The sequence below is a fragment of the Bradyrhizobium sp. AUGA SZCCT0177 genome (assembly GCF_018130125.1).
Lineage (GTDB): Bacteria > Pseudomonadota > Alphaproteobacteria > Rhizobiales > Xanthobacteraceae > Bradyrhizobium.
In genome coordinates this window covers 83,386-108,609 of the sequence record NZ_JAFCMA010000017.1, presented here as the reverse complement: position 1 = coordinate 108,609, position 25,224 = coordinate 83,386, and the positions used below count along the sequence as shown (strand labels likewise).

At 62.1% G+C, this 25,224-nt stretch carries 24 protein-coding genes and 1 pseudogene; 4 read left to right on the top strand and 21 right to left on the bottom strand.

Annotation, left to right across the window (positions count from 1 at the left end; genetic code table 11):
• Nucleotides 1-35: 35 nt before the first annotated feature.
• The 6 genes from JQ597_RS20775 to JQ597_RS20750 form a co-directional block, all read right to left on the bottom strand.
• Nucleotides 36-887: an amidohydrolase family protein gene (locus JQ597_RS20775; protein ID WP_212266060.1), complete on the bottom strand. Its 852-nt coding sequence runs from the start codon at nucleotides 885-887 to the stop codon at nucleotides 36-38.
• A gap of 26 nt (nucleotides 888-913) precedes the next feature.
• Entirely contained in the window at nucleotides 914-1,756 is an 843-nt protein-coding gene (locus JQ597_RS20770) for a shikimate dehydrogenase (protein WP_212266059.1), read from the bottom strand.
• A gap of 303 nt (nucleotides 1,757-2,059) precedes the next feature.
• Nucleotides 2,060-3,130 (bottom strand): TetR/AcrR family transcriptional regulator C-terminal domain-containing protein, encoded by a 1,071-nt coding sequence (locus tag JQ597_RS20765; protein WP_212266058.1) that lies wholly within the window; start codon nucleotides 3,128-3,130, stop codon nucleotides 2,060-2,062.
• A complete protein-coding gene (locus JQ597_RS20760; RefSeq protein ID WP_212266057.1) occupies nucleotides 3,114-3,776 on the bottom strand; it encodes a TetR/AcrR family transcriptional regulator C-terminal domain-containing protein in 663 nt (220 codons plus the stop codon). The genes JQ597_RS20765 and JQ597_RS20760 overlap by 17 nt, the downstream gene beginning before the upstream one ends.
• Nucleotides 3,745-5,385: a DHA2 family efflux MFS transporter permease subunit gene (locus JQ597_RS20755; protein ID WP_212266056.1), complete on the bottom strand. Its 1,641-nt coding sequence runs from the start codon at nucleotides 5,383-5,385 to the stop codon at nucleotides 3,745-3,747. The genes JQ597_RS20760 and JQ597_RS20755 overlap by 32 nt, the downstream gene beginning before the upstream one ends.
• Entirely contained in the window at nucleotides 5,382-6,410 is a 1,029-nt protein-coding gene (locus JQ597_RS20750; RefSeq protein WP_212266055.1) for an HlyD family secretion protein, read from the bottom strand. Before JQ597_RS20750 ends, JQ597_RS20755 begins: the two co-directional genes overlap by 4 nt.
• Before the next feature lie 82 nt (nucleotides 6,411-6,492).
• On the opposite strand from JQ597_RS20750, the gene JQ597_RS20745 reads away from it, so the two are divergent.
• Nucleotides 6,493-7,119, top strand: a complete 627-nt coding sequence (locus tag JQ597_RS20745) for a TetR/AcrR family transcriptional regulator (RefSeq protein WP_212266054.1) — start codon at nucleotides 6,493-6,495, stop codon at nucleotides 7,117-7,119.
• Between the two features lie 108 nt (nucleotides 7,120-7,227).
• Here the strand turns inward: JQ597_RS20745 and JQ597_RS20740 are convergent, their stop codons facing one another.
• The 11 genes and pseudogenes from JQ597_RS20740 to JQ597_RS20690 all read right to left on the bottom strand — a co-directional run bounded on the left by JQ597_RS20740 (nucleotide 7,228) and on the right by JQ597_RS20690 (nucleotide 18,018).
• Entirely contained in the window at nucleotides 7,228-8,010 is a 783-nt protein-coding gene (locus JQ597_RS20740; protein WP_212266053.1) for a 3-hydroxybutyrate dehydrogenase, read from the bottom strand.
• Nucleotides 8,011-8,055: 45 nt separating this feature from the next.
• Nucleotides 8,056-9,231, bottom strand: a complete 1,176-nt coding sequence (locus JQ597_RS20735) for a DUF3734 domain-containing protein (protein WP_212266052.1) — start codon at nucleotides 9,229-9,231, stop codon at nucleotides 8,056-8,058.
• 30 nt (nucleotides 9,232-9,261) lie between these two features.
• A complete protein-coding gene (locus JQ597_RS20730) occupies nucleotides 9,262-10,062 on the bottom strand; it encodes an acetoacetate decarboxylase (protein ID WP_212266051.1) in 801 nt (266 codons plus the stop codon).
• A 108-nt stretch (nucleotides 10,063-10,170) separates the two neighbouring features.
• Entirely contained in the window at nucleotides 10,171-11,100 is a 930-nt protein-coding gene (locus JQ597_RS20725) for an MBL fold metallo-hydrolase (RefSeq protein ID WP_212266050.1), read from the bottom strand.
• A gap of 95 nt (nucleotides 11,101-11,195) precedes the next feature.
• On the bottom strand, nucleotides 11,196-12,413 hold the full coding sequence (locus tag JQ597_RS20720; RefSeq protein ID WP_212266049.1) for an NAD(P)/FAD-dependent oxidoreductase: 1,218 nt from the start codon (nucleotides 12,411-12,413) through the stop codon (nucleotides 11,196-11,198).
• A gap of 117 nt (nucleotides 12,414-12,530) precedes the next feature.
• The gene (locus JQ597_RS20715; protein ID WP_212266048.1) at nucleotides 12,531-12,854 is read right to left on the bottom strand and encodes a hypothetical protein; all 324 of its coding nucleotides are present in this window, start codon (nucleotides 12,852-12,854) and stop codon (nucleotides 12,531-12,533) included.
• A gap of 105 nt (nucleotides 12,855-12,959) precedes the next feature.
• Nucleotides 12,960-13,917, bottom strand: a pseudogene (locus JQ597_RS20710) (helix-turn-helix transcriptional regulator).
• A gap of 50 nt (nucleotides 13,918-13,967) precedes the next feature.
• Nucleotides 13,968-14,918, bottom strand: a complete 951-nt coding sequence (locus JQ597_RS20705) for a helix-turn-helix transcriptional regulator (protein WP_212266047.1) — start codon at nucleotides 14,916-14,918, stop codon at nucleotides 13,968-13,970.
• Nucleotides 14,919-15,085: 167 nt separating this feature from the next.
• Nucleotides 15,086-16,729: an ATP-binding protein gene (locus JQ597_RS20700; RefSeq protein ID WP_249148058.1), complete on the bottom strand. Its 1,644-nt coding sequence runs from the start codon at nucleotides 16,727-16,729 to the stop codon at nucleotides 15,086-15,088.
• Nucleotides 16,730-16,872: 143 nt separating this feature from the next.
• A complete protein-coding gene (locus JQ597_RS38490; protein WP_212266046.1) occupies nucleotides 16,873-17,286 on the bottom strand; it encodes a response regulator in 414 nt (137 codons plus the stop codon).
• Nucleotides 17,287-17,367: 81 nt separating this feature from the next.
• On the bottom strand, nucleotides 17,368-18,018 hold the full coding sequence (locus tag JQ597_RS20690) for a response regulator transcription factor (protein ID WP_212266107.1): 651 nt from the start codon (nucleotides 18,016-18,018) through the stop codon (nucleotides 17,368-17,370).
• A 441-nt stretch (nucleotides 18,019-18,459) separates the two neighbouring features.
• On the opposite strand from JQ597_RS20690, the gene JQ597_RS20685 reads away from it, so the two are divergent.
• Complete coding sequence (locus JQ597_RS20685; protein ID WP_212266045.1) at nucleotides 18,460-19,392, top strand: helix-turn-helix domain-containing protein; 933 nt, start codon at nucleotides 18,460-18,462, stop codon at nucleotides 19,390-19,392.
• Nucleotides 19,393-19,418: 26 nt separating this feature from the next.
• Here JQ597_RS20685 and JQ597_RS20680 read toward each other — a convergent pair whose 3' ends face one another.
• A complete protein-coding gene (locus JQ597_RS20680; protein WP_349628862.1) occupies nucleotides 19,419-20,345 on the bottom strand; it encodes a catalase family peroxidase in 927 nt (308 codons plus the stop codon).
• Between the two features lie 391 nt (nucleotides 20,346-20,736).
• Here JQ597_RS20680 and JQ597_RS20675 point away from each other — a divergent pair, with 391 nt between their 5' ends.
• Together JQ597_RS20675 and JQ597_RS20670 are read left to right on the top strand one after the other, a co-directional pair.
• Nucleotides 20,737-21,384 carry a sigma-70 family RNA polymerase sigma factor gene (locus tag JQ597_RS20675; RefSeq protein ID WP_312011056.1) on the top strand — a complete coding sequence of 216 codons (648 nt, stop codon included), beginning with the start codon at nucleotides 20,737-20,739 and terminating at the stop codon, nucleotides 21,382-21,384.
• Between the two features lie 220 nt (nucleotides 21,385-21,604).
• Complete coding sequence (locus tag JQ597_RS20670) at nucleotides 21,605-22,915, top strand: ABC transporter substrate-binding protein (protein WP_212266042.1); 1,311 nt, start codon at nucleotides 21,605-21,607, stop codon at nucleotides 22,913-22,915.
• A gap of 25 nt (nucleotides 22,916-22,940) precedes the next feature.
• On the opposite strand, the gene JQ597_RS20665 is transcribed toward JQ597_RS20670, so the two are convergent.
• From JQ597_RS20665 to JQ597_RS20655, 3 genes are read right to left on the bottom strand one after another with little or no spacing between them, the layout of a single operon-like run.
• Entirely contained in the window at nucleotides 22,941-23,402 is a 462-nt protein-coding gene (locus JQ597_RS20665; protein WP_212266041.1) for a hypothetical protein, read from the bottom strand.
• Nucleotides 23,403-23,451: 49 nt separating this feature from the next.
• Nucleotides 23,452-24,621: a Gfo/Idh/MocA family protein gene (locus JQ597_RS20660; protein ID WP_212266040.1), complete on the bottom strand. Its 1,170-nt coding sequence runs from the start codon at nucleotides 24,619-24,621 to the stop codon at nucleotides 23,452-23,454.
• 43 nt (nucleotides 24,622-24,664) lie between these two features.
• Nucleotides 24,665-25,174: a hypothetical protein gene (locus JQ597_RS20655; protein WP_212266039.1), complete on the bottom strand. Its 510-nt coding sequence runs from the start codon at nucleotides 25,172-25,174 to the stop codon at nucleotides 24,665-24,667.
• Nucleotides 25,175-25,224: the final 50 nt, after the last annotated feature.

Sequence of the window (25,224 nt, the reverse complement as noted above, 5' to 3'; positions counted from 1 at the left end):
GGAAATGACGCGTGACGATCTCCCTCTCATTTGCTTTATCTTGATTGATCTGTCCCGCCGCCCGCGAAGCCAAGCAGCCGCGCAGGCGTCCGCCACAACAGTCGTTGCTGATCGTCCCGGTCCGGAAACAGCCGGCTCAGCACCGCGAGCAGCGGCCCATAATCCAGGCGTTCGGGCGCCCGCAGGAACGGCCAATCCGATCCCCAGACACAACGATCGAGCGTGAATGCCTCGACCAGCGCAGCAATGAACGGCCACGCATCCTCGTAAGGATGTGGCTGCCGCGAGAACTTGTAGTAGCCCGACAGTTTCACATAAGCGTCGCGCTCCCGCCCGATCGCCAGCAGCGCCTGGAAAGCCGGCTGCATTAACCCATGCTCGACTGCAGGCCGTCCGCAATGATCGATCACCAGGCGAACCGTCGACTTTTCGATCAGCGGCAGCAGCGCGAGCAACTGATCCTGCTCGACCTGGATCTGCAGAAACAGCCCGAGCTCGACCAGCTTTTCCAGCAGCGGCGCCGTGTTGCGATAATAACCCGTGCCGTGAAACGGGACATTGAAGGCGACCCCGACGATTCCGGCCGCCTTCAGCCGTTCCAGCTCCTGGATGCCGACATCATTCTCGACGACCGCAACACCCTTGAACCGGCCATCACCCAGCTTGATCGCATCGAGCAGAATGCGGCTGTCGGTCCCGTAGCCGGAATTCGTTCCGACGATCAGTGCGTACCTGACATCGAAGGCGTCAAGCACGCGAACGAGGTGCGCCGCAGGGGCGATCTCCTGCCCGCTCGGACGATAGGACGTATCCGCCGCATAGGGAAAGCGAACCGGATCGATGGCGTGAATGTGGCAGTCGATCTTGTTGCCCGTCGGTATCGTCATCGCCGAAAAACTCCTCCGACGGCGCCTTAGAAGGTGGCGTGAACGGCCTTCACGAGCGCCGGCGTGACGTCTGGGAGAACGCCGAACCAGGCCTTGAATGCCAGCCTCGCCTGATTGAGCAGCAGGCCGAGCCCGTTCACCGTCACGCAGCCGCGCTGCCGCGCCTCGGCCAGAAACGGGGTTTCGAGCGGCGTATAGATCAGGTCGGCGACCATGGCGGCGGGCGCCAGTCGCGCCAGGTCGACATCGAGTGCCGGCTTGCCGATCATGCCCTGGTCCGTGCAATTGATGAGCAAGGCAGGCTCGGCCATGGCGGCATTGCGGTCCGCCCAGGCGATGGCGGTGACAGCGCCGCCGAACTCGCTCGCTATCGCCTGCGCTTTCTCTGCAGTGCGGTTGGCGATCTTGATCTGCCGCGCACCGTTCTCCAGCAGCGCCACGACCACGGCCCTTGCCGAACCGCCGGCGCCGAGCAGAAGGATCGGCCCCGCGTCCGCCTGCCAGTCCGGCCTGGCGTCGCGCAGGCTCTGCACGAATCCGTTGCCGTCATTGTTGAAGCCGCTCAGCGTGCCGTCTGCTTCGACGACGATGGTATTGACGGCGCCGATACGCCGCGCGGTTTCGTTGACCCGGTGCAGCAGCGCCATCGCCGTCTGCTTGTGCGGCATGGTCACGTTGCAGCCGCGAAAGCCGAGGGCAACCAGCCCCGGCAACGCCTCCTTCAACCGCTCGGGCTCGACCGCGAGCGGCACATAGGCGCCACGGATGCCGTGAGCATTCAACCAGAAATTATGAATCGTCGGCGATCGCGAATGGGCGACAGGCATGCCGATGATGCCAGCCAGTCCGAAGCCGTTTGGGGTCGACATGCTGCGATGTTGTCCTTCAGTTGGTTATGTCGCAGGAACCCGCACACGCGTCGGATGACCCCGAGGCGATCGCGTCGCTGATTGGGCAGTCATCGGGTGGTGGCTACCGCCTTTTGGAACGCCCCAGCTGTCCGACTAGTAAGCGGAATGGCTACCGCGCGCAACTCAAATCCCACTATGGCAAAACCAAATTCGCATTATGAAATAATCCGGCGGGCTGCGCGGGTGGGTACGAAGGGTAGCTGACCGCTGGCGGCGGGGACGACGGCACATACGGCCTCTAGTACGGCGCAGGTAAACGCTTCAACGCAGGTAGACCCATGCGCGGCGGCTGGCCACCGGCAATGGCCCGCCGCCGTTGCGTAAAACCCCTCGCGCGAGGATTGCCGTCTCGTCAGGCCCGGCGCCGTCGAGAAAGACTTTCACCGCGGTGCGGGCGCGCAAATCGATCTCGGAAAGCGTTGGTATCGCGCCGAGCTGAAGCACCGCTTCCAGGTGAATGTTGCCATAGAGCATGCCGAGAAACTGGCGGGCGCCGGCTTCGCAATCCGCTAGATCGATCTCGCCGGCCTGCTTCGCTCTTGCGAGAATTTTTGTCAGGACGGCAATGGCCCGCTTTGGGCCATGCTGCGCGTAGACCCGTGTCGCATTCGGGTAGCGGTCCGCTTCGAGGATGGCGGTGTAACAAACCTCCAGCAAGGCCGGCGTCATCATCGTCTCGAGAAGATTGCGCCCGATGATGATGAGCAATTCCCTGAGCGGCAGCGAAAGCTGGTCGGCATTGACACTCAGTGCATTGGACGAGTATTGGCTGACGACCTTGGCGAACTGCTCGACCAGAAGCTGTTCCACGTTCTCGCGCCGCGTTGTCTTCTCGCGGAGCAGTTCCTTGTAGAGACCGTGCGGCGTCCATGTCCAGCTCGGCCGCCCAAGCACGAACGCCGTGATGACAGCGCAATTCGACCAGCCGCGCATCTGGCTTGCTTTACCCGGGACCTGCTCGCGGACGCGAAGGATATCGCCCGTCCCACCCCACCGCAGAAATTTGACGGCATCGGCCGGCGGCAGGATCGTCACCATCATGCGGGTCCACCACGGCTCCACGAGCAGCCAGCTCCCGGTGTTCGTCGGCCGCATGGCAAAGACGTGCTTATGCTTGTGATGGACGAACCGATGCCACCATTGCCGTTTCAGGCCGGGGACGAAGCAAACGATCCAGTCGACGGGCTCGACCGTCACCAGCGATCCATGCTCGTCGGCGCAGTTGGCCAAATCCGACGGGACATCGTCGACGACCTTCAGGCTTGATGGGCTGTCGCTGCTCCGCGCCAGCCAGGACTGGCTCGCACGGGCAGTATCATATGGTGCGTTCATATCTGGCGCTCCTCGCGCTTGCACATCCATGCAGGAACCTTTCAACGCTGGCCTTGACGCGGTCGGCGGCTGACCCGTTCTGGCTCGTCACGGGATTCAGCATCAATGCCTGGTAGAGCGGCTCCCTCAGCAGTCCCATCAATTGCTCCGCGCATACCTGCGCGTCCGATATCGACAGGATCCCTCTTTCATTGGTGTCCGACAGAAACTCCCGCAGCCTCCGTGTGACGATCTCCGACCCTGCCTCGTACACCCGCTTCTTGAGAGAAGGGTTGCGCGCACCTTCGGCCATCATCATCCGGATGAACCCGACCAGGGTGGTCGAATACTCTCGCGAGGCAACGAGTCCGAAGGCGACAAGGGTATCGCGTACATCGTCAAGGGTATTTGGACGTGCCCTCCTCACCAATGGCTGCGATATGAACAGGGCTTCGTGCTCGGCAACCGCGACGACGAGATCGTCGATACTTTCGAATGCCGACCAGATATCTTCTTGCGAATATCCGCTTCGATGAAAAATTCCATTGAGGTCGGCGAGCGTATCGCAGGGATCAGCGAGCGTCCCGCTGATCGCCGACACGATGTCGGAGCGAATGTCCGGCCTCGATTCAGCATTATCCGCTCGAGCGGACGTGGGACGTCTCATGTTGTGGCTCCTCGCTTCGGGATGACTGCGCGGCGTGCGCTTTGGCGTATCGGTGGAATCCGATCTTGATGGAAACCAGCACGGGCGCGGCAATGACGAAAAGCAACGCGACGGCATTGAACGCGGTGTCGAAGGCGATCACGGTGGACTGACCGGTGACGGCCCTGCCCAGCAGGCTCGTGGCAGCCCGGCTGGCGGCCACGGCGTCCATTCCCCGCGCCGCGAGCATGGCTGTCATCGCCGTCAGCCGCTCGCTGACCGCAGGAACGCCCGCGGTGACGCTGGCGCCGAGCACCGCAACATTGCCCGCGACGTTATGGTCGATCAGTGTCTGCAGTCCGGCTACCCCCATCAGACCGCCAAGCTGGCGACCCGCATTGAAGAGACCGATGCCGGACGCACGTTTGTGGTCATTGAGATTGCTGAAAGCGATCAGCGTGATGGACAGAAACAGGAAGCCAAGGCCCAGGCCGCGCAACAGGATGGCCGCCATCATGTCGTGCGAGCCGCTTTCGCTGGTCGAGCCGGACAGCATCCACATCGCAATCATGATCATCAGGATCCCAAAGGGCACCGTCGCGACCGGAGGAACGCGGCGGGTCTGGAAGAGGAAGGCGGCTATGAGGAGCGTGCCGATGAAAAATGCACCGCTCGGCAACAAGAGCAGGCCGGCGTCGGTAGGCCTGAACGCGAGAACGGATACGGCAAATGACGGGATCAGGAATGCGCTCCCGAACAGCGCGGCGCCGGCGACAAAGCTGACAATGAAGGCGAAGGAAAAATCTTCCGTCCGGAACAAGGTGAAATCGAGCAGGCCCCGGCCTTTGGCGATCACCTGGTGACCGAGAAACAGCAGCAGGGCGGCGGCGCCCAGCACTGTCAGCCACAGGATGCGAGGTTCCTCGAACCAGCGCCATCGGTTGCCCTGATTGAGGACATAGGTGAAGCAGAGAAATGCGACTGACATCAGCGAGAAGCCGATACAATCAAACGGACGGCGCACGGCCGCAGCCGGCTTCGGGGCGTCCGCGATCAACAGGAGGCCGGCCGCTGCCAGGGCCACCGGAACGACGCTGACGAAAATCCATGCCCAGGACTGGCTGTCCAGCAACCATCCCTGGAGCGCCGGGGCGATGGTCCCGGGAGCGACGACCGATCCCATCGCGAACAGGGCTTGAAGGATCGGTTGGTGGGCGCGCGGATAGGCGAGAAAAATGATCGCCTGCCCGCCGATAAGCAAGGTGCCTCCGGAGAAGCCCTGAATCATGCGGAGTGCTATCAACAGGTCCAGCCGGGCTGTGATGACGGCAATGCCACATGCCGTGCCCATGACCAGCGTTGAACCAATGATCAGGCTGCGCGGATTGATGCGGGTCATCAGCCAGGGGGCGGTCATGAACCCGATCAGTTTCAGAGCGGTGTATCCGATGTCCAGCCAGGCGGCCTCGTCGGGAGTTGCGTAGGTGTCGCCGATGATATAGCCGCGCCCGAGCGACAGCACGGTGCCTGCGATCGCCTCCGTCAGCGTCGCAAGCACGACCCCCACGACAAGAAGGGCTCCTGTCGCAGATCTGTCGCGGCTCGGCGTGTCGGCGACGGCCATGGTCATGAGCCGCTTCTCCGGTCAATTTCGACACGCGCGGACAGCCCCGGCACGAGGCGGCCGGGCAACGGGTTGCTGGCAAAGCGGATCTTCACCGGTACGCGTTGCACGACGCGGATGAAGTTTCCTGTCGCATTGTCCGCGGGGAGCAGACTGAAGGCAGACCCGCTGCCGGGTGCGAAGCTGTCCACCAGGCCTTCAATCTTCTCATCCGGGTAACCGTCGACCGTGATGCGGACGCGCTGGCCGGGCCGGATATGTTCGATCTGGGTTTCCTTGAAATTCGCGACCACCCACACGTCCTTGACCGGAACGATGTCGAGCAAGGAGGCGCCCGGCGCGACCAGCCGGCCGATTCGGACCTGGCGGTTGCCGATCACGCCGTCGACCGGCGCATGCACCACCGTGTTGTCGAGATCGATCTGGGCAAGATCGCGTGCGGCCTGTGCCTGCGCCACGGCCGCAACGGCAGCCTCGCGCTGGGTGGCGAGAACAGCAATGCGCTGTTGCTGGGCCTCCACCATCGCCGACGCCGCCGACACGCCCGCCTCGGCCCTCGACAGCGCCGCGTCGCTTTCATCGACCGCGGCCTGGCTAACGGCATTGGTGCGGATAAGTTCGCGGCGGCGATCGGAGGCCTTGGTCGCCAGATTCCTCTCGGCGACGGTCGAACGTCGCTGCGCTTCGGCCTGTCGAACCAGGGCGTGCTGAAGCTGGATGTCGGCATCCACATTGGTGAGGCGAGCCTGGGCCGCTTCGACATTGGCCACCGCTTGCGCAAGCTTTGCGCGATAGTCCCGATCGTCGATCCGGAACAGGACGTCACCCGCCCGGACGCTCTGGTTATCCTCGACCTCGAGGGTCGTGACGTAGCCCGCAACCTTCGGGGCCAGTGAGGTCACGTCACCGCGAACATACGCATTGTCGGTCGAGGTCTCGCCGATCGAACGCGCCCTCCATCCCGTGGCCACGATCACCACCGCGCCAAGGCACAGCAGCAAGCCGATCGTCTTCTTCTTGTTACGCTGCATGACGGCCTCCGGTAATGGATGTTACCATTTGACGTCTATGGTAATGATCGTTACCAGTCAAGGGATGGATCGGGATGGATGAATGGCTGTGGCTAAGAAAGGGCGCCCGAACGGTCGCCGGGAAGCCCTGCTTCGCGCTGCGGCCGAGGTGTTTTTTGAACAGGGCTACGCGGCGACGAGCATCGACGCGATCATCGAACGTGCCGGTGGTTCGAAACGCAACATCTACAGTGAATTCGGCAACAAGCAGGGCCTGTTCTCCGCCATCGTCAAGGAAAGCGCCGACAGGGTGCTTTCGACCCTGGTCATCGAGCAAACGGAGGGCCACGATCTGCGGGCGACGCTGACGGCGTTTGGTCAGCATCTCATGGGCATTTACATGTCGCCCACCCTGATCGGCATTTACCGAATTGCGGTCACCGAGGCCAACCGCTTTCCTGATCTTGTGAAGTCGTTCTACGAACAAGGCCCCGGCCGGGCGACGTCCCGGCTCGCCGAGGTCCTTGAAGCCGCCAACAAGCGCGGAGAAATTCGCACCGATGATTGCTCGCGAATGGCAGGGCACTTTGTCGGCATGATCCGCGACAACCTTCATCTGCAGGTCGTTCTCGGGCTGCGCGCGGCGCCGTCGGACAAGGAAGCGCAGGCGGCGGTCGGTTCGGCCGTCGAGGTGTTTTTGAACGGTGTTCGACCTGGCCGGAAAAAGTAGGCAGCCTGTTGTCGTCTTCGGCATCGAGCGGTTTACGGAACGGCTGGGCCGAGTGCTGATAGCGATCATCATTTTCTCCGTCATGTGAGGAAATGCACACCGTCCTGCCTAGCGTGCGGTCCAGCCGCCATCGACGGAGATCGCCGTGCCAGTGATCTGCTCTGCCGCAACCGAGCACAGGAACGCGACGGTGCCGCCAAGCTGCTCCGGCGAGGCAAAATCCAGCGACGGCTGTTTCTCGGACAACAGCTCTTCGGCGGCTTGCTTCTGGCTGATGCCGCGTTGGGCTGCGATGTCGCTGATCTGCTTTTCGACCAGCGGCGTCCGCACCCAGCCGGGACAGACCGCATTGCAGGTAACGCCGCTCCCGGCGGTCTCTAGGCCGACCACCTTGGTCAGGCCGACCATCCCGTGCTTGGCCGCGACGTAGGCGGCCTTGTACGTCGAAGCCACGAGGCCGTGCGCGGAAGCGATGTTGACGATCCGTCCCCAGCGCTGCTTTTTCATCTGCGGCACCGCCGCCGCAATGCCGTGGAATGCCGCCGACAGGTTGATCGCGAGGATTGCATCCCACTTGGCCGCCGGAAACTCATCCACCGGCGCGGTGAACTGGATGCCGGCATTGTTGACAAGGATGTCGAGGCGCCCGAATTTCGCGATCGTCGCGGCAATCAACCCGCGCACGGCGTCGCCCTTTGACATATCGGCGCCGTCGTAGACGACGCGCACGCCGTGGTCGCGTTCGATCCCGCTGCGGATCGCCTCGATCTCGCCGGCATCGCCAAAGCCGTTCAACACCAGATCGGCGCCGGCCTTCGCCAGCTCCCTGGCGATGCCGAGGCCGATGCCGCTGGTCGATCCGGTGACGATGGCTACCTTGCCCTTCAACATGGGAGTTCCTTTCGGGTGCTTTGAGAGATGAAATCCGCCGGGAGCTCAGTCGCGGCGATGCACGTCATGCGTGACGATGCCAAGTTCCGGTGCCGGCGGGTCGAGGCGGTGCGGGTCGGCCAGGGTGCGACGAATGTCGTCGAGCCCGCTCTGCCAATGCGCACGCATCGCGCTCAACCCGAACTCGTAGTCCCTCGAATGGCCTTCGTAGGTCTTGGACTGGTAGATCAGGTGAACGATGTTGTAGGAGCGATGGCGCGCCATATCGGCGATGGCGCGGATTTCCGGCTTCGCCTTTGCGCTGGCCGGCAACTCCTCCATGGTCCGCTGCAGCGCCTGACGCATCTTCTGCATCCGCATCACCTGGTCGGTGACGGCGCGCGTGCGGCTCGAATACTGGATGTCCTTCTGCCGGCTCGACACCTCCATCAAGTCCTGGGGAACGCGGCCCCTGGCCGACCAGAGATCGATCTGGAATGTCAGCGTGTCACATGGCTCGCCGGACAACACGCGGGAAAGCGGCGTATTCCAAACCACGCCGCCGTCCCAATAGTGCTCGCCTTCGATTTCAACGGCGGGGAATCCCGGCGGCAGTGCGCCGGAAGCCATGAAATGCTTCGGTCCCAGCCGGCGTTCGGCGGTGTCGAAATAGGTCAAATTGCCGGTGCGGACGTTGACCGCGCCGACGCTGACGCGCACTTCGCCCGAGTTCAACCGGTCGAAGTCGACGAGCCGCTCCAGCGTCTGATGCAAAGGCGCCGTGTCGTAGAAGCTGGTCGCGGCATCGCCCGTGAAGGGCGACCAGAGCGGCGACGGGAAGCGCGGCTTGAAGAATCCGGGCTGCCCCTGGACCAGGGCCCTCGTCGCCGCCATCCTGTTGCGCACCGAGTTGATGTCGAAGGCAAAGGGCAAGGCATTGGCCAGCCCCTCGCCGGCGGGCCACTCGATCGAAAAGGCACAGATCGTCTCCCAGAACTCGCGCAACCGCTGCACGCGCTCGGCTTCGGGCGAGCCGGCGATGATCGCGGCGTTGAGCGCGCCGATCGAGATGCCGGCCAGCCAGTTCGGCCGAATGCCGGCCTCGTGCAGGCCCTCATAGACGCCGGCCTGGTAGGCGCCAAGCGCGCCACCGCCTTGCAGCACCAGAGCGACGACATCGTACGGCAGCGGCCTGGTTTGCTGCGGCACCGGACTTGATTGTTCACGCATCACGTTCAGCATTGCCAAAACTCCCTGCATTTGGCCGACCGATCAGCCGGCATTCGCTTCGATCAGAATTTCGGACCCGGTCCCGCGTCGACCTAACGTCGCGCCAGGTGCGAGATAGTCGTGGATCACGGTGCCAAGCCCGAGCGTGAGGTCGGCGACAACGTGCTTGGCGGACAGCACCTGAAGCACCGGCAGCTCGGCGACGGGAGCCAGGGCATGCGAGCAGAGGTCGAGCGCCGCCGGCCCGGTCCATGCGCCCTTTACGGTGATGTCTTCGAGGTGGAAGCGCACCAGCTCGCAAATACGCGCCGTGCCGTCGACATGCGGAATGATCTTGAGCAGGAAGTTGGGTGCGGCGAGTTTTCTGGCTTCGACTGATGTGTCGAGCGCGCGGTGCTTGTAGCCCATGGTGCCGGTCGCGATGCGGACCGAGCCGTAGTTCAGCGTGCCGACCAGCGTGTCGGTCTCGACCGCAAGCTTCGGCTGCGCCAGCTTCTTGGGAAAGCCCCACAGTTCGCGCCCGCCGGCAATGGGCGGATGATCATTGAGGAACATCTGGTGCACGAAGCTGCCGGCCTCGCCCCGGTAGGACACCGGGATGACCTGACCGCTTTCGGTGTAGTCGCCGAAGCCGGTTGAGTCAGGCATGCGGATGAACTCGTAATTCACCACCGGCTCGGTCAGTTCGAGCGGCTCCGGCACGACCCGGCGCAGCGCTTCGGGATCCGTCCGGTAGCGTATGATGAAGTACTCGCGGTTGATGAACCGGTAGGGGCCGGGTGGAAAGGCCGAGTTCGTCAGCGGCATGGCGAACGCGGTCGCGCGCACGGTCTCGTGTTTCATCAAGGTCGAGCTCCAAAGGGATTTGGGTGTGCGGGCCGCGCTCCGGCGCTGGTAACGCGGCCCGTATCGGATGAAGCGCTGACGACGCGCCTCGTTCGGACCGTGCGGTCAGTAGTCCCAGAAGACCGGCACCCAACGAAAGGCGTCGCCGTTGGCCGCCACATGGCCGACGGACGGGAACGGCAGGTGAGTGGCCACCAGCAATCCGCCGGTCTCAGCCAGCTCCCGCAAAAGACGGATACGAACGCGGGCCGACTCCTCGGGGTCGTGTTCGAAGCCGTTGTACCACTCGGGGTGCTCGAACCCGACCGCGAACACCAGGTCTCCGGCGAACGTCAGCCGGTCGCCGCCGGACGCCACGCGCACCACGCTGTGCCCGGGTGTGTGGCCGCCGGTGCGAGTGACGACCACTCCCGGCGCCACCTCGTACTCCTCCTCGAAGGTGTGCAGCTGGCTGCGGTACTCTTTCACGAACCGCTTGGCTGTCGATCGAAGCGCGTCCGGGAATCCCGGCGGCATGGAGACGTGGGAGAAATCGGGCGCCTCCCAGAACTTGACCTCGGCGGCCGACACGTGGATCCGCAGGTCCGGACGCAGCCGGTCCTTGACCCCGTCGACGAGCAGCCCGCCAATGTGGTCCATGTGCATGTGCGTCAGCACCACGTCGGTCACGGACGCAAGGTCGATGCCGGCCGCCTCCAGTCGCTTGATCAGCTGCCCGGCCCGCGGCAAGTGCAAGTCCGGGTCGAGCCCAAGTCCAGCGTCGACAAGGATGGTCCGGTCGCCGCTACGCACCACGACCACGTTCAGCGCCCAATCGTAAGCGTCCGGCGGCAGGAACATGTCCTTCAGCCAGGTTGCCCGGACCGCCGGGTCGATGTTGTGCGCCAGCATCGCGGTTGGGAGCGGCAGCACGCCGTCGCTGACCACCAGCACCTCGATGTCGCCGACCTGCACCGCGTAGCGCGACGGAACCAACTCGTTGGGGCCCGGTGCACCGGGGTGTGAGGTGTTGGCCAAGCTTGTGTCTAAATTCATGTTTGTCTCCCGTTTCATGGTGAAGGCTACTGGCTGGTCTTGGTTGAGCGGGCCGCGCAGCCAGCGCAGAGCGCGGCCCGTTTCGCGTGAAGGGTCTAGAAGAACCCACTCACATCAGTCACACGCTCCGGATCGGCCGAGGCCAGCGCGGCAGCACGCTCGGCCTTCGGCGGATAGATCCAGACGGTGTTGATTTCCTGCTTGGTCTTCTTGCCGACGTCGCCGACCATCCCGATCTTGCGCTCCCAACCGATCGTGAACAGGGCGCCGGCCTCTCCGAGGTCGAGACAGGTGACGTATCCCTTCTGGTGATAGGGCTTGGTCGGAACGCCGAGCAGTTCCGCGGCGGCATTGTTGCCGGCAAAGGCCCCCATCCGCGTGGCGTGCTGGCACGACATCAGCGCGTAATTGCCGACATCGTCGCTGGCTGCCCTGGCGGCATCGCCGGTGGCGAAGACACCGGGCACCGACGGTACGCGCAAGTCACGGTCGACCAGCAGCCGGCCGAAATTGTCGCGCTCGGCCGGGATCTGCTGGGTCAACGGGGCGGCGCGAATGCCGGCCGCCCAGATCACGGTCTCGGTTTCGATGTGTTCGCCATTGGAAAGCGTGACGCCGGATTTGTCCAGCGAGGCGACGCCGGCGCCCAGCCGGGTCTCCACGCCGACCTTGCGCAGGGCATCCTCAATGACGGGGCGCGGACCTGCGCCCATATCCGGAGCGATCGCGCTGTTCCGATCAACGATGATGACGCGCGTCTTGGTATCCTTGCCGAGGATTGCACGAAGCCGTGTGGGAATCTCCGTCGCCGCCTCGATGCCGGTGAACCCGCCGCCGGCAACGACGACCGTGTTGCGTCCGTTCTTTGCCGGCCGATCCGCCAGGCCGTGCAGATGCCGGTCGAGGGCGATCGCATCGTCGAGCTGGTCGACACTGAAGCCGTGTTCGGCAAGGCCGGGAATATTCGGACGGAACAGCCGGCTGCCGGTGGCCACGACCAGCCGATCGTAGGAGAGGCTCTTCTTCGCGCCCTTGGCGGCGACGATATTCACCGTCCTGGCCTTGGTGTCGATGGTTTCGGCGCTGCCTTGCACGTAGACAACGTCGACCGCCTTAAGCACATCCAGCAGCGGTGCGGTCAGCGTTTCGGGTTTCGGTTCGTAAAGCCGAGGGCGAACCACCAGCGTCGGCTCTGGTGCAACCAGCGCGATCTCGAGCTGTTCGGGGGAAACGCCCTGGATGTCGCGCAGGCGGGCGGCGGAAAGTGCAGCGTACATGCCGGCGAAGCCGGCGCCGATGATGAGGATTCTCATATGGTTGTCTCCTGTGGTTTGATCTTCTCGAAATTCCGCGCGTCACTGCACGGCTCCCCCGTTGGCGGGAGACCTTTGCGATCGATGACGACGCGAAGACGTGAAACGTGCCAGGCGCTATGGAGGCGAGCAGTCCAGCATTAACGGCATCGGCCGTTCACATACTTCGCGGCAGCTTCTGGAACTGCGTGTCGAGCTGCGTTGAAAGACGATCGAGTGAACGGGATTCGGTGACCAGCTCTTGAAGATCTGGGCACCGTCGTTGATCACGATGGAGCTCATCGGATTTTTACCTTGGGTAGCTTGCGCCGGATTTTCCGCTTCCTCACCCGTCGGTGAGGTGAAGCGCACCGTCAACGAAAGGCCGTACATGAGGGCGCTCGCGACCACCCTTCGTCGTGACGTGATCGCATTTGGGCCGACGAAGTTCTTCCAGGCCATTGGTTGTCTCCCTAGTTCTCGGCGTGACCATCGCATGGTCTTTGTCTAGCGGACCAAACCTGTGACTGCCCCAGAGGGATTGACGTAGCTGTAGAGAGATTGCTGTTAACGCATGCGCCTCCGCCAATCGCTCGGGGTCTCGCCGGTCAGCTTCCTGAATGCCGCGGCGAAGGCGTTTTGGGAGGCGTAGCCAAGCGTCGCTGCGATCGAGACGACCGACGCGTCGGTGTCGCGCAGCATGTTCATGGCCTGCTCAAGACGGTGCTGGCGCAGCCATGCGTGAGGGGAAAGCCCGGTGCTTTCCTTGAAGGCACGGCAGAAATGGAAGCGCGACAGGCCGGCATCCGAAGCCAGCGCCGCAAGAGATACGTCCGCATCGCTGTCCGAGCGCAGGCGTTCGATGGCGCGGCGCAATGCCGTGGGCGCGAGGCCGCCTATGGTCGGCTGCAACGCGATTGGCGAGCCAATGTGCGCAGCCAAGAGGTGAGTGGCCAGGAGGTCTGTCAGCTGATGCCTGAGCAGGGCATCCAGTGCGGCACTGCCTCCAATCATATCCGCCGCGCTCAAGAGCAATCGGGACGCGGTGAGGTCGGGATGTCCCGTCCTTTCCAGGAGATCGCCCGGGAGCGGCCATATCGGCTTCGCCGGCGACGCGTTGGAGCGTTGTGGGCGGAAGATAAAGCTGAACGACATTGACGGGGCCGGGGATATCCCATCGGGCGCTTGAGCCGGCGGGAATGATCGTCACAACCCCGGAACGCGCCGTTCCGATCGCAACTGATCTTCCCGAGCGTCGCTCTAGCTGTTGCAGGCCGGTCGGGTAAGTCATGATGACGTGATCAGCCATGGGCTCGACGACGTCATGCAGCGCATTGTGCTTCCAATGCGCGATCGCTCCACTGGACGGATCGGAAGCCAGGCGCAGCGGAGCGGTCTTGAGCACGCGCGCCATCTCCACACCGGCAGGACGCCGGTCGGCATTCGGCAAATCGCGCTGGTGCTCCTTGGAAGCGTCTGGCCGATTCTTCTGCGAAAAATCGCGCGAAATTGGCTTGCAGCTCATGACTTGTCCTCGCCATTGAGGGCGGTCTGTTACCCGCAGAGCGTTCGCTGTTATCGCGTACGCCGTCTCCACTCGCCCGGTGTCTCGTTGGTCAGCTTCCGGAATGCGGCGGCGAATGCGGTCTGGGAGGAATAACCAAGCGCGGCTGCGATCGAGACGACGGATTCGTCAGTGTCGCGCAGCATGTTCATGGCCTGCTCGAGCCGGTGCTGGCGCAGCCAGGCATGGGGTGAAAGCCCGGTGCTTTCCTTGAAGGAACGGCAGAAGTGGAAGCGCGACAGCCCGGCATCCGAAGCCAGCGCCGCGAGCGAGACGTCCGCATCGCTGTCCGAGCGCAGGCGTTCGATGGCGCGGCGCAGCACCGACGGCGACAGCCCACCCAGGGTCGGCTGGAACGTGGTTGGCGAGCCGGTGTGCGCAGCCAACAGGCGCGTGGCCAGCAGGTCCGTCAGCTGATGCCTGAACAGCGTATCCAGGGGCCCATTGCCCTGCATGGCATCGGCCGCGGTCAGAAGCAATCGGGATGTAATGGGGTCCGGATGCCCCGTTCGCTCCAGCAGATCGGTTGGTGCGGCGATGTCGGCTTCGCGGGCAACGCGATCGAGCATTGTGTGCGGAAGATAGAGCTGAACGACATCAACGGGCTTCGGAATATCCCATCGGGAGCTCGATCCTTCCGGGATGATGATCACGACCCCGGGACGAAACGTTCCAATCGCAACCGAGCTTCCTGTCCGGCGCTCCACGCGCTGCATCATGCCGTTGTAGGCCATGATGACGTGATGGGTCATCGGCTCGACGACGTCGTGCAATGGTTCATGCTTCCAGTGGGCGATCCCGGCACCGGAGGAATCCAGAGCCATGTGAAAGGGCGTGGTCCCAAGCACGCGTGCCATCTCCGCATCGGCAGCACGCCCATCAGCATTCGGCAAGTCGCCCCGGCGCGCTTCAGACGCGGCCGGCAGATCATCCGAAGGTTCGCGCAAGATCGGCTCGCTCATGGTCTCATGCTCGCGTTGGCCATAGTCTCTTATGGGCTTAGATGATGATGGCAAACGCCGCGTGACGGTATCCTGCGGCGAGTCTGATCCCGCTGGCCCGGCGGATAGATCAACCTGTACCTTGGGATAGGGTTGGCGGGACGTGTGTCAAGCCGCAGACAATCGCGTCATGCGGTCGCCGTGCGCGCCAATGCTGAGGTTGGGAGGCGCAATTCGTCGTCAGTGCCGGTATCCGAACTGATCGGAATTGTGAATTGAAACGCCGCACCTCTTGGGACGTTTGCTGCCGTCCACAATCGTCCTCCGTGATCCTCGACGATCGAACGACAGATGGAAAGTCCCATCCCGAGGCCGCTCGACTTCGTCGTGTAAAATGCCTCGAAGGCCCGCTCGACAGCCCCTTCCGACAGCCCCGGGCCAGAGTCTCGCACCGCAACGAGAATACTGTCAGCTTCAGCCTGGGTGCTGATCATTAACTCCCGACGCTCGTCGCTCATCTGGCTCATCGCCTCGACTGCATTTACGATCAAGTTCAGCATCACCTGTTGAAGCTGGACCCGACTGCCTTGAATGACAGGCAAATCCTCCGCAAACTGAGTCCGCAATTGAACGCTGTTTTTCGACACTTCACCGCGCGTCAATCCGATAACTTCCGAAATCGTTTCATTGATCTCCAAGCTGTCCTTTCGCGTGGGCTCCTTCCTGACCAAAGCGTGCGTCCGGTCGACAACTTCAGTAACGCGCATGCCGTTCAGCACGGCCCGGTCAATTGCCTTCTTCGCCCTCTCGACATCCGGCTGCTGGCGAGCGAGGAAGCGCTGAGCGGTTTGGGTATTCAGGAGCGCCGCCGTGATCGGCTGCTTGACCTCATGCGTAATAGACGCCGTAAGCTGGCCCAACGTTGCCAGCCGATTGGCGTGGGCCAATTCCGTCTGCATGTTGCGGAATCGCCGCTCGCTCTCGCGCGCCTCCGCTTCTGCCCGTCTACGCTCGGTCAGATCGAGCACAAACGCGACACCCTGGCTGTCTGTCCCTTCAAGGATCGCGATGCCGATCAACACCGGAATACGGCTGCCATCTTTCCGGATGTACTCCTTTTCAAAGGGCTGCACGACTCCCTTGTTCTTTACCTCGGACAGCATCAACGCATTTTGATCACGCCATTCGGGAGGCGTCATGTCGGCCCAGCTCACTCGACCGGACAGGAGATCGTGCTGATCATACCCAACGATGCGTAAAAACTCGCTATTGGCATCAAGAATCTGCCCCTCGTCGTTCCAGATGACGATGCCGATGATGTTGGCATCGACGAGGCGGCGAATTTTTGTTTCACGTTGTTCAATCTCCCGCTGCGTGGTTGCAATGGATCTCAAGTCCGCCTGCAACACGTCGCGCCACTGCAACAGCAGTCTGAGATAGAGATCGCTGTATCCGTTGCTCTTCCTGTCAAGAACACAAATCGTTCCAAAGATCTCGCCATCGGGCCAACTGATCGGCACGCCGAGGTATGAGATCATTCCCAGTTTGATGTCGGGGTTCGATTTCCACGCCTCGTCCTGCAGAGCGTCCGGGACGATCAACGGTCGGCGGGTGTTCATTACAGTCTCACAATAGAGTCCTGTATTGAGACACGCGGCCTCGTTCGGTTCGTAAGGATTTTCCTTGGACTCGCTGGAAACGAGGACTTTGATGTTTGGCGGCTCTACCCTCATGATCAAGGCGGAGGGGACATTTACAATATCGGCCAGAAGATCTGCGATCTCCTGCCATTTTCGCATGATGTCCGCGGGTACCTGCATATTGTGGAGCATGTCAGTCCACCTCGACACGCATGTCCGTTGCGCGCAAGTCCTCCGAACGTGATCCCACGTCAGATGCGAAATCGGATAACGCCATCCCGGACGGGAATGTGAAGGATTGTTCGCGGCCGCCCGGGGCGGCTTTGTGGACAGGACTAGCCATCGGAAGGCCTCTGCCCATCGCGGTCAGGGCCAGAGCCAGCGTGCCTCAGGGCGGACTGCAGGTAACGAAAGAGGACGTCGCTGCTTACCGGCTTGGTCAGGTATGCATAGGCCCCACCTCTCATGGCGCGAGATCGGGTCGCCGGATTGGTGTCAGCCGTGACGATAATGACCGGCATCGCGGAACGGAGACTCCGCAAATGCCGCAGCAGGTCAAGCCCGCTATGGCCCGGCATGCTCACGTCGGTAATCAGGCAATCGAACCGGTCAGGGACATATTCCGCCATGAAGGCCTCCGCTCGATCGAAAGTGCGACACGATAGATCCAGCACCATAAGGAGGTCGGAAAGGGCCTCCCGAACAGCTTCGTCGTCATCTACGATCGCGACCAGGGGCGCTTTGGACAAGCCGATAACCTTCGCTAGCGTGGCCGGCTGACCACACCCACGTCTCGCCCATTGCTGGCCGGGTCGTAACCATCCTTTGGTCTAGGGTGATTTTTGCTCCCGGATATCCGCAGGCAGCAGTTCCCAGATGCGAATGAGCTGCCCGACGGACGCGGCCTGCATCTTCTTCGTCACGTTGCCACGGTGGAGCTTGACGGTGATCTCGCTGATGCCGAGATCGAACGCGATCTGTTTGTTGAGGCGGCCCCTTGCCACTTCGCGCATGACCTCGCGTTCGCGCGGCGTCAACTTCGCGTAGCGATCGACGTGCAGCTTGACGTGCCGGGCGGCGGTCCGTAGCGAAACGTCCTTCTCGATTCCGGCTGTGACGGCGTCGAGCAGCGTCTGGTCCCGGACGGGCTTTGTAAGGAAGTCAATGGCTCCCGCCTTCATCGCCTGCACGGTCATCGCGATGTCGCCATGACCGGTGAGGAAAATGATCGGTCTCGTATGACCGTTCAAGGCGAGATGATGTTGAAGATCGAGGCCGCTTGCGCCGGGCATCCGAACATCGAGGATCAGGCAGCCCGGCCGCTCCGGAAGATCGGCCTGCAACAATTCCTGTGTCGATCCGAAGCAACATGCGTCGATTCCCACCGACAGCAGAAGTTCTCGAATTGCGAACCGGACGTCCTCGTCATCGTCCACGATCAGGACGAGTGGGCGATCCATATTGTCGGCAGCCATGCTCATGGGTAATTGGGGGAAGGTTGGTAGGGCGGATGAGCGGGCAAGTGCGGTGGTGGCAAGCATTGCTTAGTCTCCTAATCGCTACTGCCCCGTTGCCTGTTGCGGTCGTTCAACTTGAGTCGATCGTTCGGGGCGTGTTCTAAACTCCGTACAAGTACGGCGTCTTTCCTAAAGCCGCCGTCCTTTGTCGGAACCTGCTCCAAGCGCGCAATCGTGATACTAAGGGCTGAGACGCTGCGGACGCGTGACCAGGTGATCAAGCAGGAAAATCATTGAATTTGCTCCGAAAATCGTCTTCCCGCGATCGTGCCGGTTGATGTCGCAGCAGCTTCGCGTTTTACGAGCAAGCCTAGACGATCGCTCGCTGATATCAGATAATCCGGCGCGACCTCGCGATACGATGATGACCTGCCTGGTCCAATTCCGCGCATGAGACCGAACCAGATGATACAGACGAGCGCCTTCGGGCAGAGGCTCGGGCAAATCCTGCATTTGAAGGATGCGCCGCCGTCGCTGATGACGCGGTCACTGCGCGGTGTGCAGCTCGCATTCACTGAAACCCGAAATGACAACCCCGTGCCGGGTCTTTCCGGCTCGTTCGCGCTGGAGGATGCTTTTCTCGTCAGCCTGAAACTTCACGATTTCCCGGACTGCGAACTCTGGGAGAATGGCAAGTGCGTGATGAAGGCGGATGTTCCGGCGGGGACGACATATCTGTACGATCTCAAGCGCGATCCCCGCTATGTGATCGACAAGCCATTCCACTCCCTGTTTTTCTACCTGCCGCGCTCCGCGCTCGACAGCCTCACCGAACAGTCCCGCACGCCTCGCGTCGGTGAACTCGCCTGTGATCTTGGTGTCGCCCATGATGACGCGGTCATCCGTCACATCGGCGCCTCGCTGCAAGAAGGCTTGCGCCGGCCGGGCGAGACCAATCAGCTTTTCGTCGATCACATGATGCTCGCCCTCACCGCACACGTCGCGCAGGCGTATGGCGGACTGCGTCCCGACGCCAAGCCGACCCGCGGCGGTCTGGCGCCGTGGCAGGCGAGGCGCGCCTGTGAAAGAATCGAGTCCGATCTGGGCGGGAAAATTTCATTGCAACAAATCGCGGCCGAGTTTGATCTGTCGGTCAGCCATTTTTCACGGGCTTTTCGCAGCTCCACCGGCTTGCCGCCGCACCAATGGCTGCTTCGCCAACGGGTGAAGGCGGCCAAGCAGTTGATGACCGTCCCCGACCTGTCGCTGTCCGAGATTGCGATATCGGCCGGGTTCGCCAATCAGAGCCACTTTACGCGGGTGTTTTCGGCCGCGGTCGGCGTCAGCCCGGGAGCGTGGCGCCGCGAAGCGCAAAATGCCCCGGAAAGCGAGAACTGATCCAGGCCAATGTCGGGCGTAGCGGATCAGCGACGCTTCCCAAGTGAGATGACGTAGGCGGCGCGGCGCGCCGCAAAGATCTCGTCGGGCGGATGAGCGATGCCTTCGGCGAGAGTTGTCGGACTGAAGATGGAGGCGTCGCACGCCTCGTCCGCTTCAACACCGGTGATGACGATCGTGCCCAGCCGCACCGTTTCGCGGGCATCCTCATCCGGCCATCGGATGGTCACGTCCATGACGGGATCGTCGGGGCGGTCGAGCAGCGCCATCACATTGAGCCGGACATCGCCCTTGGCGATCCGGTTCTTGAGGTCGTCGTAAAGGAAATCGGCAGACTTCGCCCTCGCCTGATCCCCGGTCAGCGTGACGTCTGCGCCGACTGGCGCGACCTTGAACTTGATAAACCGCGTCTCGCCTTTCGAACTCGTCGCAGGAAAGGCGTGCACACCCCAATAGGTCGTGCCGGCAAAACTCCCAGGCAGCGGAAGCGCGGCGATGTAGTTGGCCTGATGCAGCGTTTCGGGATTGGCGGCGGAGAATGCCTTGACTTTCTTCATGTTCGGCTTGCCGCTTGGGCCCGGCATGCGCGCCTTGAGGTAAGCCAGCATCTGGTCGAGCGTTCTAGCAAAGTGCACCGGAGCGCTTTGCAGGAGCATGTGCGAACGATGATCTTCGCCGCCGAGCCTGAAGCTGAAGCCGCGCAGCCCGCGGTTGTCGGTATCCGCTGCTTTCGAATCGCCGCCGCTCACCGAGAAGCGCGCCAGCACGCGTGATGGCTTTGTGAAGCTTTGCGATCTCGTTATTTCCGGCGCCCGGTCCGACGGAATATAGGTGCCGCGAACGCATCGGCCCTCGGCAAAGCTCGCGCGCGCCTTTGGCGGATGACCGGCTAGCGCGTCCAGGGCGTCGACGATGGACGCGGGTGTGGCCGCGCCGGCTGGGAACTGGACCACGGCGGGACCTTGGGTTTGAGCACTCGGAGCGCATTTTAGGCGCTGTGCAAATCGGGCGTCTTTCCTAAAGCGACCATGTATTGTCCGATCCTGCGCCCCATCCCCACTGCACGGGCTCATTCACCCTAGACCAGGGGACTAGAAGCACGCACCCCTCGTAGGGTAGCGCAAACGACTCCATGCGACGCATCCTCAGTGCCATCGCGTCAAGAAAATGGAGAGGACGATGCAGGTAAGCGAGCGGCGGCAAGCAGCGGAGAAGCCCGTTTCATTGCCGGATCGGTGTCGGGATAAAGTCCTTTCGCGCGGCTCCCTGCCGACTTCTCCGGCCGCGATCCTGCCTGACTTCATCGGCAAGAACCATAAGTGCTTAGCCGGGCAGTCCGATGCGATCAACGATGGCAAGCTGGCCTATGCCAGCTGCCATGCGACGGAGGCGGAGGAAAGCATCTCCGACGAGATACTTCTCAAGAGCGTTGCGGAGGGCGACAAGACCGCGATGCACATCATGTTCGCCCGTCATCGCGCCAGAGTTCTTCACTTCATCCAGCGCACGGTCCGTAACCCGGGCATTGCCGAGGATCTCGTCAGCCAGGTATTCCTCGATGTCTGGCGCTCCGCGAACAGGTTCGAATATCGCGCGCGCGTTTCCACATGGCTGCTCTCGATTGCCCGTTTCAAGGCGATCAACTCGCTGCGAGAGCGCATTCACGAGAGCATCGATCAGGATGATGTGCACGGAATCGCAGATGCCGGTGACACGCCGGAAATCGCGCTTGATCGAAAGGAAACCAACGGCATTTTGCGCGCGTGCATCGCCCAGCTGTCTCCAGCCCATCGCGAAATCATCGACATGGTCTACGATCGCGAGAATTCGCCCGCTGAAGTGAGCGAAATGCTCGATATTCCTCTTGCCACCGTGAAGAGCCGAATGTTTTACGCGCGCAAGCAACTTGCGAGCATGCTCGTGAATGCCGGTTTCGAGGTCCCAACGTCAACAAGGCGGGGAAAGCAAAGTCATCTGGCGGCTTGCATCTAAAGAGCCGGCACAAGCTATCGGCAATTGATGGGCCTTTCGCGGCCGGCCCCCTTGCGACACGTTAAGGGAGGCAGGTTCGAGCGGCGAACATGACGCGGCGACGCAGCAATTGCGGCCGGGAACGCTGCTATCGCGATCAACCACTCGGCAAAGCCGTTGACATTCCAGCGCATTGTCAAAATACTCGGCCATAACAAAGAAAAATCGATGGGAGGACACGATGCCCACTTCACGCAGAACACTGCTGAAGACTTCTGCGGCTGCGGCCGCTGCATTCAGCTTCGATTGGACACGTGCCCAGGCGCAAGCCGAAACGGTACGCATCGGCCTGATCTACGACTTGACCGGCCCCTTTGCAGCCGGCGGATCGGTTGCCTCCTCGATCGGCGCCCAGATCGCCATCGATCTCGTCAACGAAAAGGGCGGCATCGGCGGCAAGTACAAGGTCGCCGCCGTCGCCGCCGATTCCCAGAGCAAGCCCGAGGTCGCGATCAATGAGGCGGTGCGCCTGATCGACCAGGAGAAGATCGACATCATCAACGGCGTCTATGCGAGCTCGCATGCGGTGCCGCTCGCGGCCAAGGTCGAGCAGCAGAAAAAGATCCTCTGGATCACGACCGCGGTCTCGACCGCCGTGTTCAAGGACAAGAACCTGCAATACGTCTTCCGCGCCCAGATTCATTCCGATCAGTATGGCCAGGCCTTCGCAGGCTTCATCGCCGAGCATGCGAAAGCAAAGCTCGGGATGGAGCCCAAGGACGTCAAGGTCGCGCTGATCCACGAGGACGGACCCTATGGCGTCGGCGTCGCCGCCGCCGACGAGGCCTATTCCAAGGAAGCCGGCCTTCAGGTCGTGCTCCGCGAGGGTTATTCGGCGTCCGCGCCCGACCTCTCGGTGCTGGTGACCAAGCTCAAGCGTGCCAGGCCCGACGTAATCTCCCACGCGGGATACAACCCTGATATCACCCTGTTCCTGCGCCAGGCGCGCGAGAACGGCCTCAAGTTCAAGATGCTGTTCGGCGCCGGCGCGGGCTACAGCCAGCTCGACAAGCTGCGCGCCACCTTCGCCGCGGACATCGACAATTTCTGCAACATCGATCCGGTGCCTGCGCAACTGCTCGATCCGACCAAACTGGCGCCCGGCATCGGCGATCTCACCAAGACAATGATCACACGCTACAAGGAGAAGACCAACGCGACCGACGTGCCGCCGCACTGCTCGATGGGCTTCAACCAGACCTGGATCCTGCTCAACAGCGTGCTGCCCGTCGCCAAGGACAAATACGGCGGCTTCAATCCCGATGCCATTCGCAAGGCCGCGCTCGACGTCGACATCCCGCCGGGCGGCACGATCCAGGGCTACGGCGTCAAATTCTTTCCGCCGGGCACGCCGCTCGCCGGTCAGAACGAGCGTTCGACCCCGGTCGTGATGCAGAATGCCGGTGAGCACATCTCGGTGGTTTGGCCAACCAATATCAGGACGCAGGACCCGGTGTTCCCGCTGCCGAAATCGTCGGTCTACGCGGCGTAGCGTATTTGATCGTTCGGTGGCTTCGTCAAGGGCGCTCGGCGCGGGGTTGCTCGCCCGGGCCGTGCTCGCGAGCGATGAAATCCTCGAACCATAGTGATTCATTGCCCTCGACGGGAACGCGCGTCGACTGCAAGGGTCTCGTCCAGTTGCACGCTTGTGGGTGATAAAAAACCTCTCGACCACCCTTCGCCAGGATCGCGAAAAAAACATAGCGCTGCCCAGCTTGAAAGAAGAACTCGCAGTCCAGCGTTGCGTAGACGTCCATTAATTTGATGGTGCGAGCGAGCCGTTCACCGCCTTTCCACGCGCGCTCGATCTCGATGAGCCATGCGTGCTGGTCCGCGCGGACAACCTTGCCGGCAAACACGTATTGGGCGCGGTCAAAGCCGGCTTCGGGAGAGACGGGATCGCAGGAACATGCATATGCAGCGCCCGCGCCCCACATCCAAGAGCTAGCCAGGACAAGCAGCCTCGTCAGATTCGTCATCGGAACCTCCAGGCAGCCCGCAGGAAGCGGGGCGTGGGAGATCATCAACTCACAGCGTGACGCGACGGCCCTCTTCGGCGGCCCAATAGCCGGCGTAGTTGACCTTGATCGTCTCAAAGGCCAGCGCGAGATCTGAGAGTGGCTGCCTCCCCGTCGCGACGCACTCCATGAAATCCTGGATTTCCTGCAAATAGCCGCGCGTCCATTCTTCCTCGAGGCAGACATATTGCCAGCCGGTCTTGCGATCGACCTTTTCGGTGATGTAGACGCTCGCGAGTTTTTCCTCTGATGTCTGGTAGCTCATCATGTGCGTGTTCGGCGTGATGTTGGCGAACAGCGCGCCGCCGCTGGTATAGGTTTCGATCAGATTGCGCACGCCGCCCGCGATCATGTCGCCGGAAAATATCGTCGCCTTGGTGCCGTCGGAGAAAGTCGTGGTGAGCGTACCCCAGTCTTCGACGTCGACCGGATTGGACTTGATGACGCCGCGTTCGTCCGGCCGCAGGCACGCCGCAACGTTGCCGACGTCGCAGCTGACGCTGGCGACGCTGATCGTCTCACCCCGTGCTTTCGCCTCGACCTGCTTGAGATAAAGCACCGCCGAAAGCGGGTGGCACCCCATCCGGATCAGCGAACCGCCGCCGGTCATCGCCCATTGCGCGGCATGCGCCGCATGCGAGCCGCTGTGGCTCTCCTCACCCTTCATGAACAGGATCTTGTCCCCTGTGGCGCGGAGGATCTCCACAGTCTTGGTCACCGCCGGCGCATAGATCCAATCCTCCGCATACATGAACAGCTTGCCGGTCTTCTCGATCGCCGCGCGCGTGCGCTCCATTTCCTCCAGCACGCGCTTGTACATCAACGCTTTCGGCACATGCTTGCCGATGGGCGCCCTGTCGCCGTCCTGCCCGAAATAGCCCGCGAACGGCTTTTCGCAGACGACATGTTTGCCGGCCTGCATCGCCTCGACGATCATCGAGGCGTGCAGATTGGGCGGCGTGCAGATGTCGATGACATCGAGCTCGCCATCGGCGATCAAATCGCGAAAACTGCGATACGCCGTCGGGATCTGGTGCCGGCGGGCGAACTCAAGGACATGATCGCCCCTCGCCGCGACGGCCCGGACCTCGACATCCAGGCCGTAGACGCGCTTGTACGCATACATATGCAGCTCGGACACAAAGCCGCAGCCGGCCAGACCGACCCTGATCTTTGCCATGATACCTCCAGGAGTCTTCTCTAGCCGGCAGTAATTCGGCCCGCTAGCCCCCCTTCGACGTTGGCGGTTCGTAAGGGCAGACCATAGTGAATTTGAGGGTGGGCTCTCCGCCCATGGTAGTCCATTCTATCTTGAGGTCGTGGGCGGCTGGATCTTTAGCGCCAGCCTCTTTCACCTCGACCGCGATAACGATTTGGATCGGCGGTACCGAGTTAAAACACTTTCGAATCACGGCGTCGGCCAGATCGCACTTTGTAGCAGGCACCGCAGCATCGTCCGGCGAGAGCTGCAGCTTATTGGGTTGCGTCGCGAGACTGTCTCGGGCCGCCAGCATCGATTCCTGCCAAAGTTCGTAGGTCTTTCCGGGCCATTTATCCCGCGGCGTCAGGACGGGCTGATATTCACCCCACTTCATGGTCGCCAGGCTAATGCTTGCATGACCTTGCAGCGTCTTGACGCTCTCCTTCATGGCGCTGGTCGTGTAGTTTTTGTTCATAGCGTCAATAAATTTCGGGTTCTGATAGAACCCGGCAAAAAAGCTCTTCTCAGCCATTGTCACCTCCACTTTGTTTCACTGCCTCAAGAGGCCGTTTCACACCAGAC

Excerpts from the sequence above, each read along its gene's own strand:
- JQ597_RS20670 (WP_212266042.1), top strand. The coding sequence starts at position 21,605 with ATGCCCACTTCACGCAGAACACTGCTGAAGACTTCTGCGGCTGCGGCC.
- JQ597_RS20700 (WP_249148058.1), bottom strand. The coding sequence starts at position 16,729 with ATGCTCCACAATATGCAGGTACCCGCGGACATCATGCGAAAATGGCAG.
- JQ597_RS20660 (WP_212266040.1), bottom strand. The coding sequence starts at position 24,621 with ATGGCAAAGATCAGGGTCGGTCTGGCCGGCTGCGGCTTTGTGTCCGAG.
- JQ597_RS20765 (WP_212266058.1), bottom strand. The coding sequence starts at position 3,130 with ATGAACGCACCATATGATACTGCCCGTGCGAGCCAGTCCTGGCTGGCG.
- JQ597_RS20725 (WP_212266050.1), bottom strand. The coding sequence starts at position 11,100 with ATGAATTTAGACACAAGCTTGGCCAACACCTCACACCCCGGTGCACCG.
- JQ597_RS20755 (WP_212266056.1), bottom strand. The coding sequence starts at position 5,385 with ATGACCATGGCCGTCGCCGACACGCCGAGCCGCGACAGATCTGCGACA.
- JQ597_RS20760 (WP_212266057.1), bottom strand. The coding sequence starts at position 3,776 with ATGAGACGTCCCACGTCCGCTCGAGCGGATAATGCTGAATCGAGGCCG.
- JQ597_RS20740 (WP_212266053.1), bottom strand. The coding sequence starts at position 8,010 with ATGTTGAAGGGCAAGGTAGCCATCGTCACCGGATCGACCAGCGGCATC.
- JQ597_RS20690 (WP_212266107.1), bottom strand. The coding sequence starts at position 18,018 with ATGAGCATGGCTGCCGACAATATGGATCGCCCACTCGTCCTGATCGTG.
- JQ597_RS20775 (WP_212266060.1), bottom strand. The coding sequence starts at position 887 with ATGACGATACCGACGGGCAACAAGATCGACTGCCACATTCACGCCATC.
- JQ597_RS20735 (WP_212266052.1), bottom strand. The coding sequence starts at position 9,231 with ATGCTGAACGTGATGCGTGAACAATCAAGTCCGGTGCCGCAGCAAACC.
- JQ597_RS20705 (WP_212266047.1), bottom strand. The coding sequence starts at position 14,918 with ATGAGCGAGCCGATCTTGCGCGAACCTTCGGATGATCTGCCGGCCGCG.
- JQ597_RS20685 (WP_212266045.1), top strand. The coding sequence starts at position 18,460 with ATGATACAGACGAGCGCCTTCGGGCAGAGGCTCGGGCAAATCCTGCAT.
- JQ597_RS20720 (WP_212266049.1), bottom strand. The coding sequence starts at position 12,413 with ATGAGAATCCTCATCATCGGCGCCGGCTTCGCCGGCATGTACGCTGCA.
- JQ597_RS20655 (WP_212266039.1), bottom strand. The coding sequence starts at position 25,174 with ATGGCTGAGAAGAGCTTTTTTGCCGGGTTCTATCAGAACCCGAAATTT.
- JQ597_RS20745 (WP_212266054.1), top strand. The coding sequence starts at position 6,493 with ATGGCTGTGGCTAAGAAAGGGCGCCCGAACGGTCGCCGGGAAGCCCTG.
- JQ597_RS20770 (WP_212266059.1), bottom strand. The coding sequence starts at position 1,756 with ATGTCGACCCCAAACGGCTTCGGACTGGCTGGCATCATCGGCATGCCT.
- JQ597_RS20750 (WP_212266055.1), bottom strand. The coding sequence starts at position 6,410 with ATGCAGCGTAACAAGAAGAAGACGATCGGCTTGCTGCTGTGCCTTGGC.
- JQ597_RS20730 (WP_212266051.1), bottom strand. The coding sequence starts at position 10,062 with ATGAAACACGAGACCGTGCGCGCGACCGCGTTCGCCATGCCGCTGACG.
- JQ597_RS20715 (WP_212266048.1), bottom strand. The coding sequence starts at position 12,854 with ATGGCCTGGAAGAACTTCGTCGGCCCAAATGCGATCACGTCACGACGA.
- JQ597_RS20665 (WP_212266041.1), bottom strand. The coding sequence starts at position 23,402 with ATGACGAATCTGACGAGGCTGCTTGTCCTGGCTAGCTCTTGGATGTGG.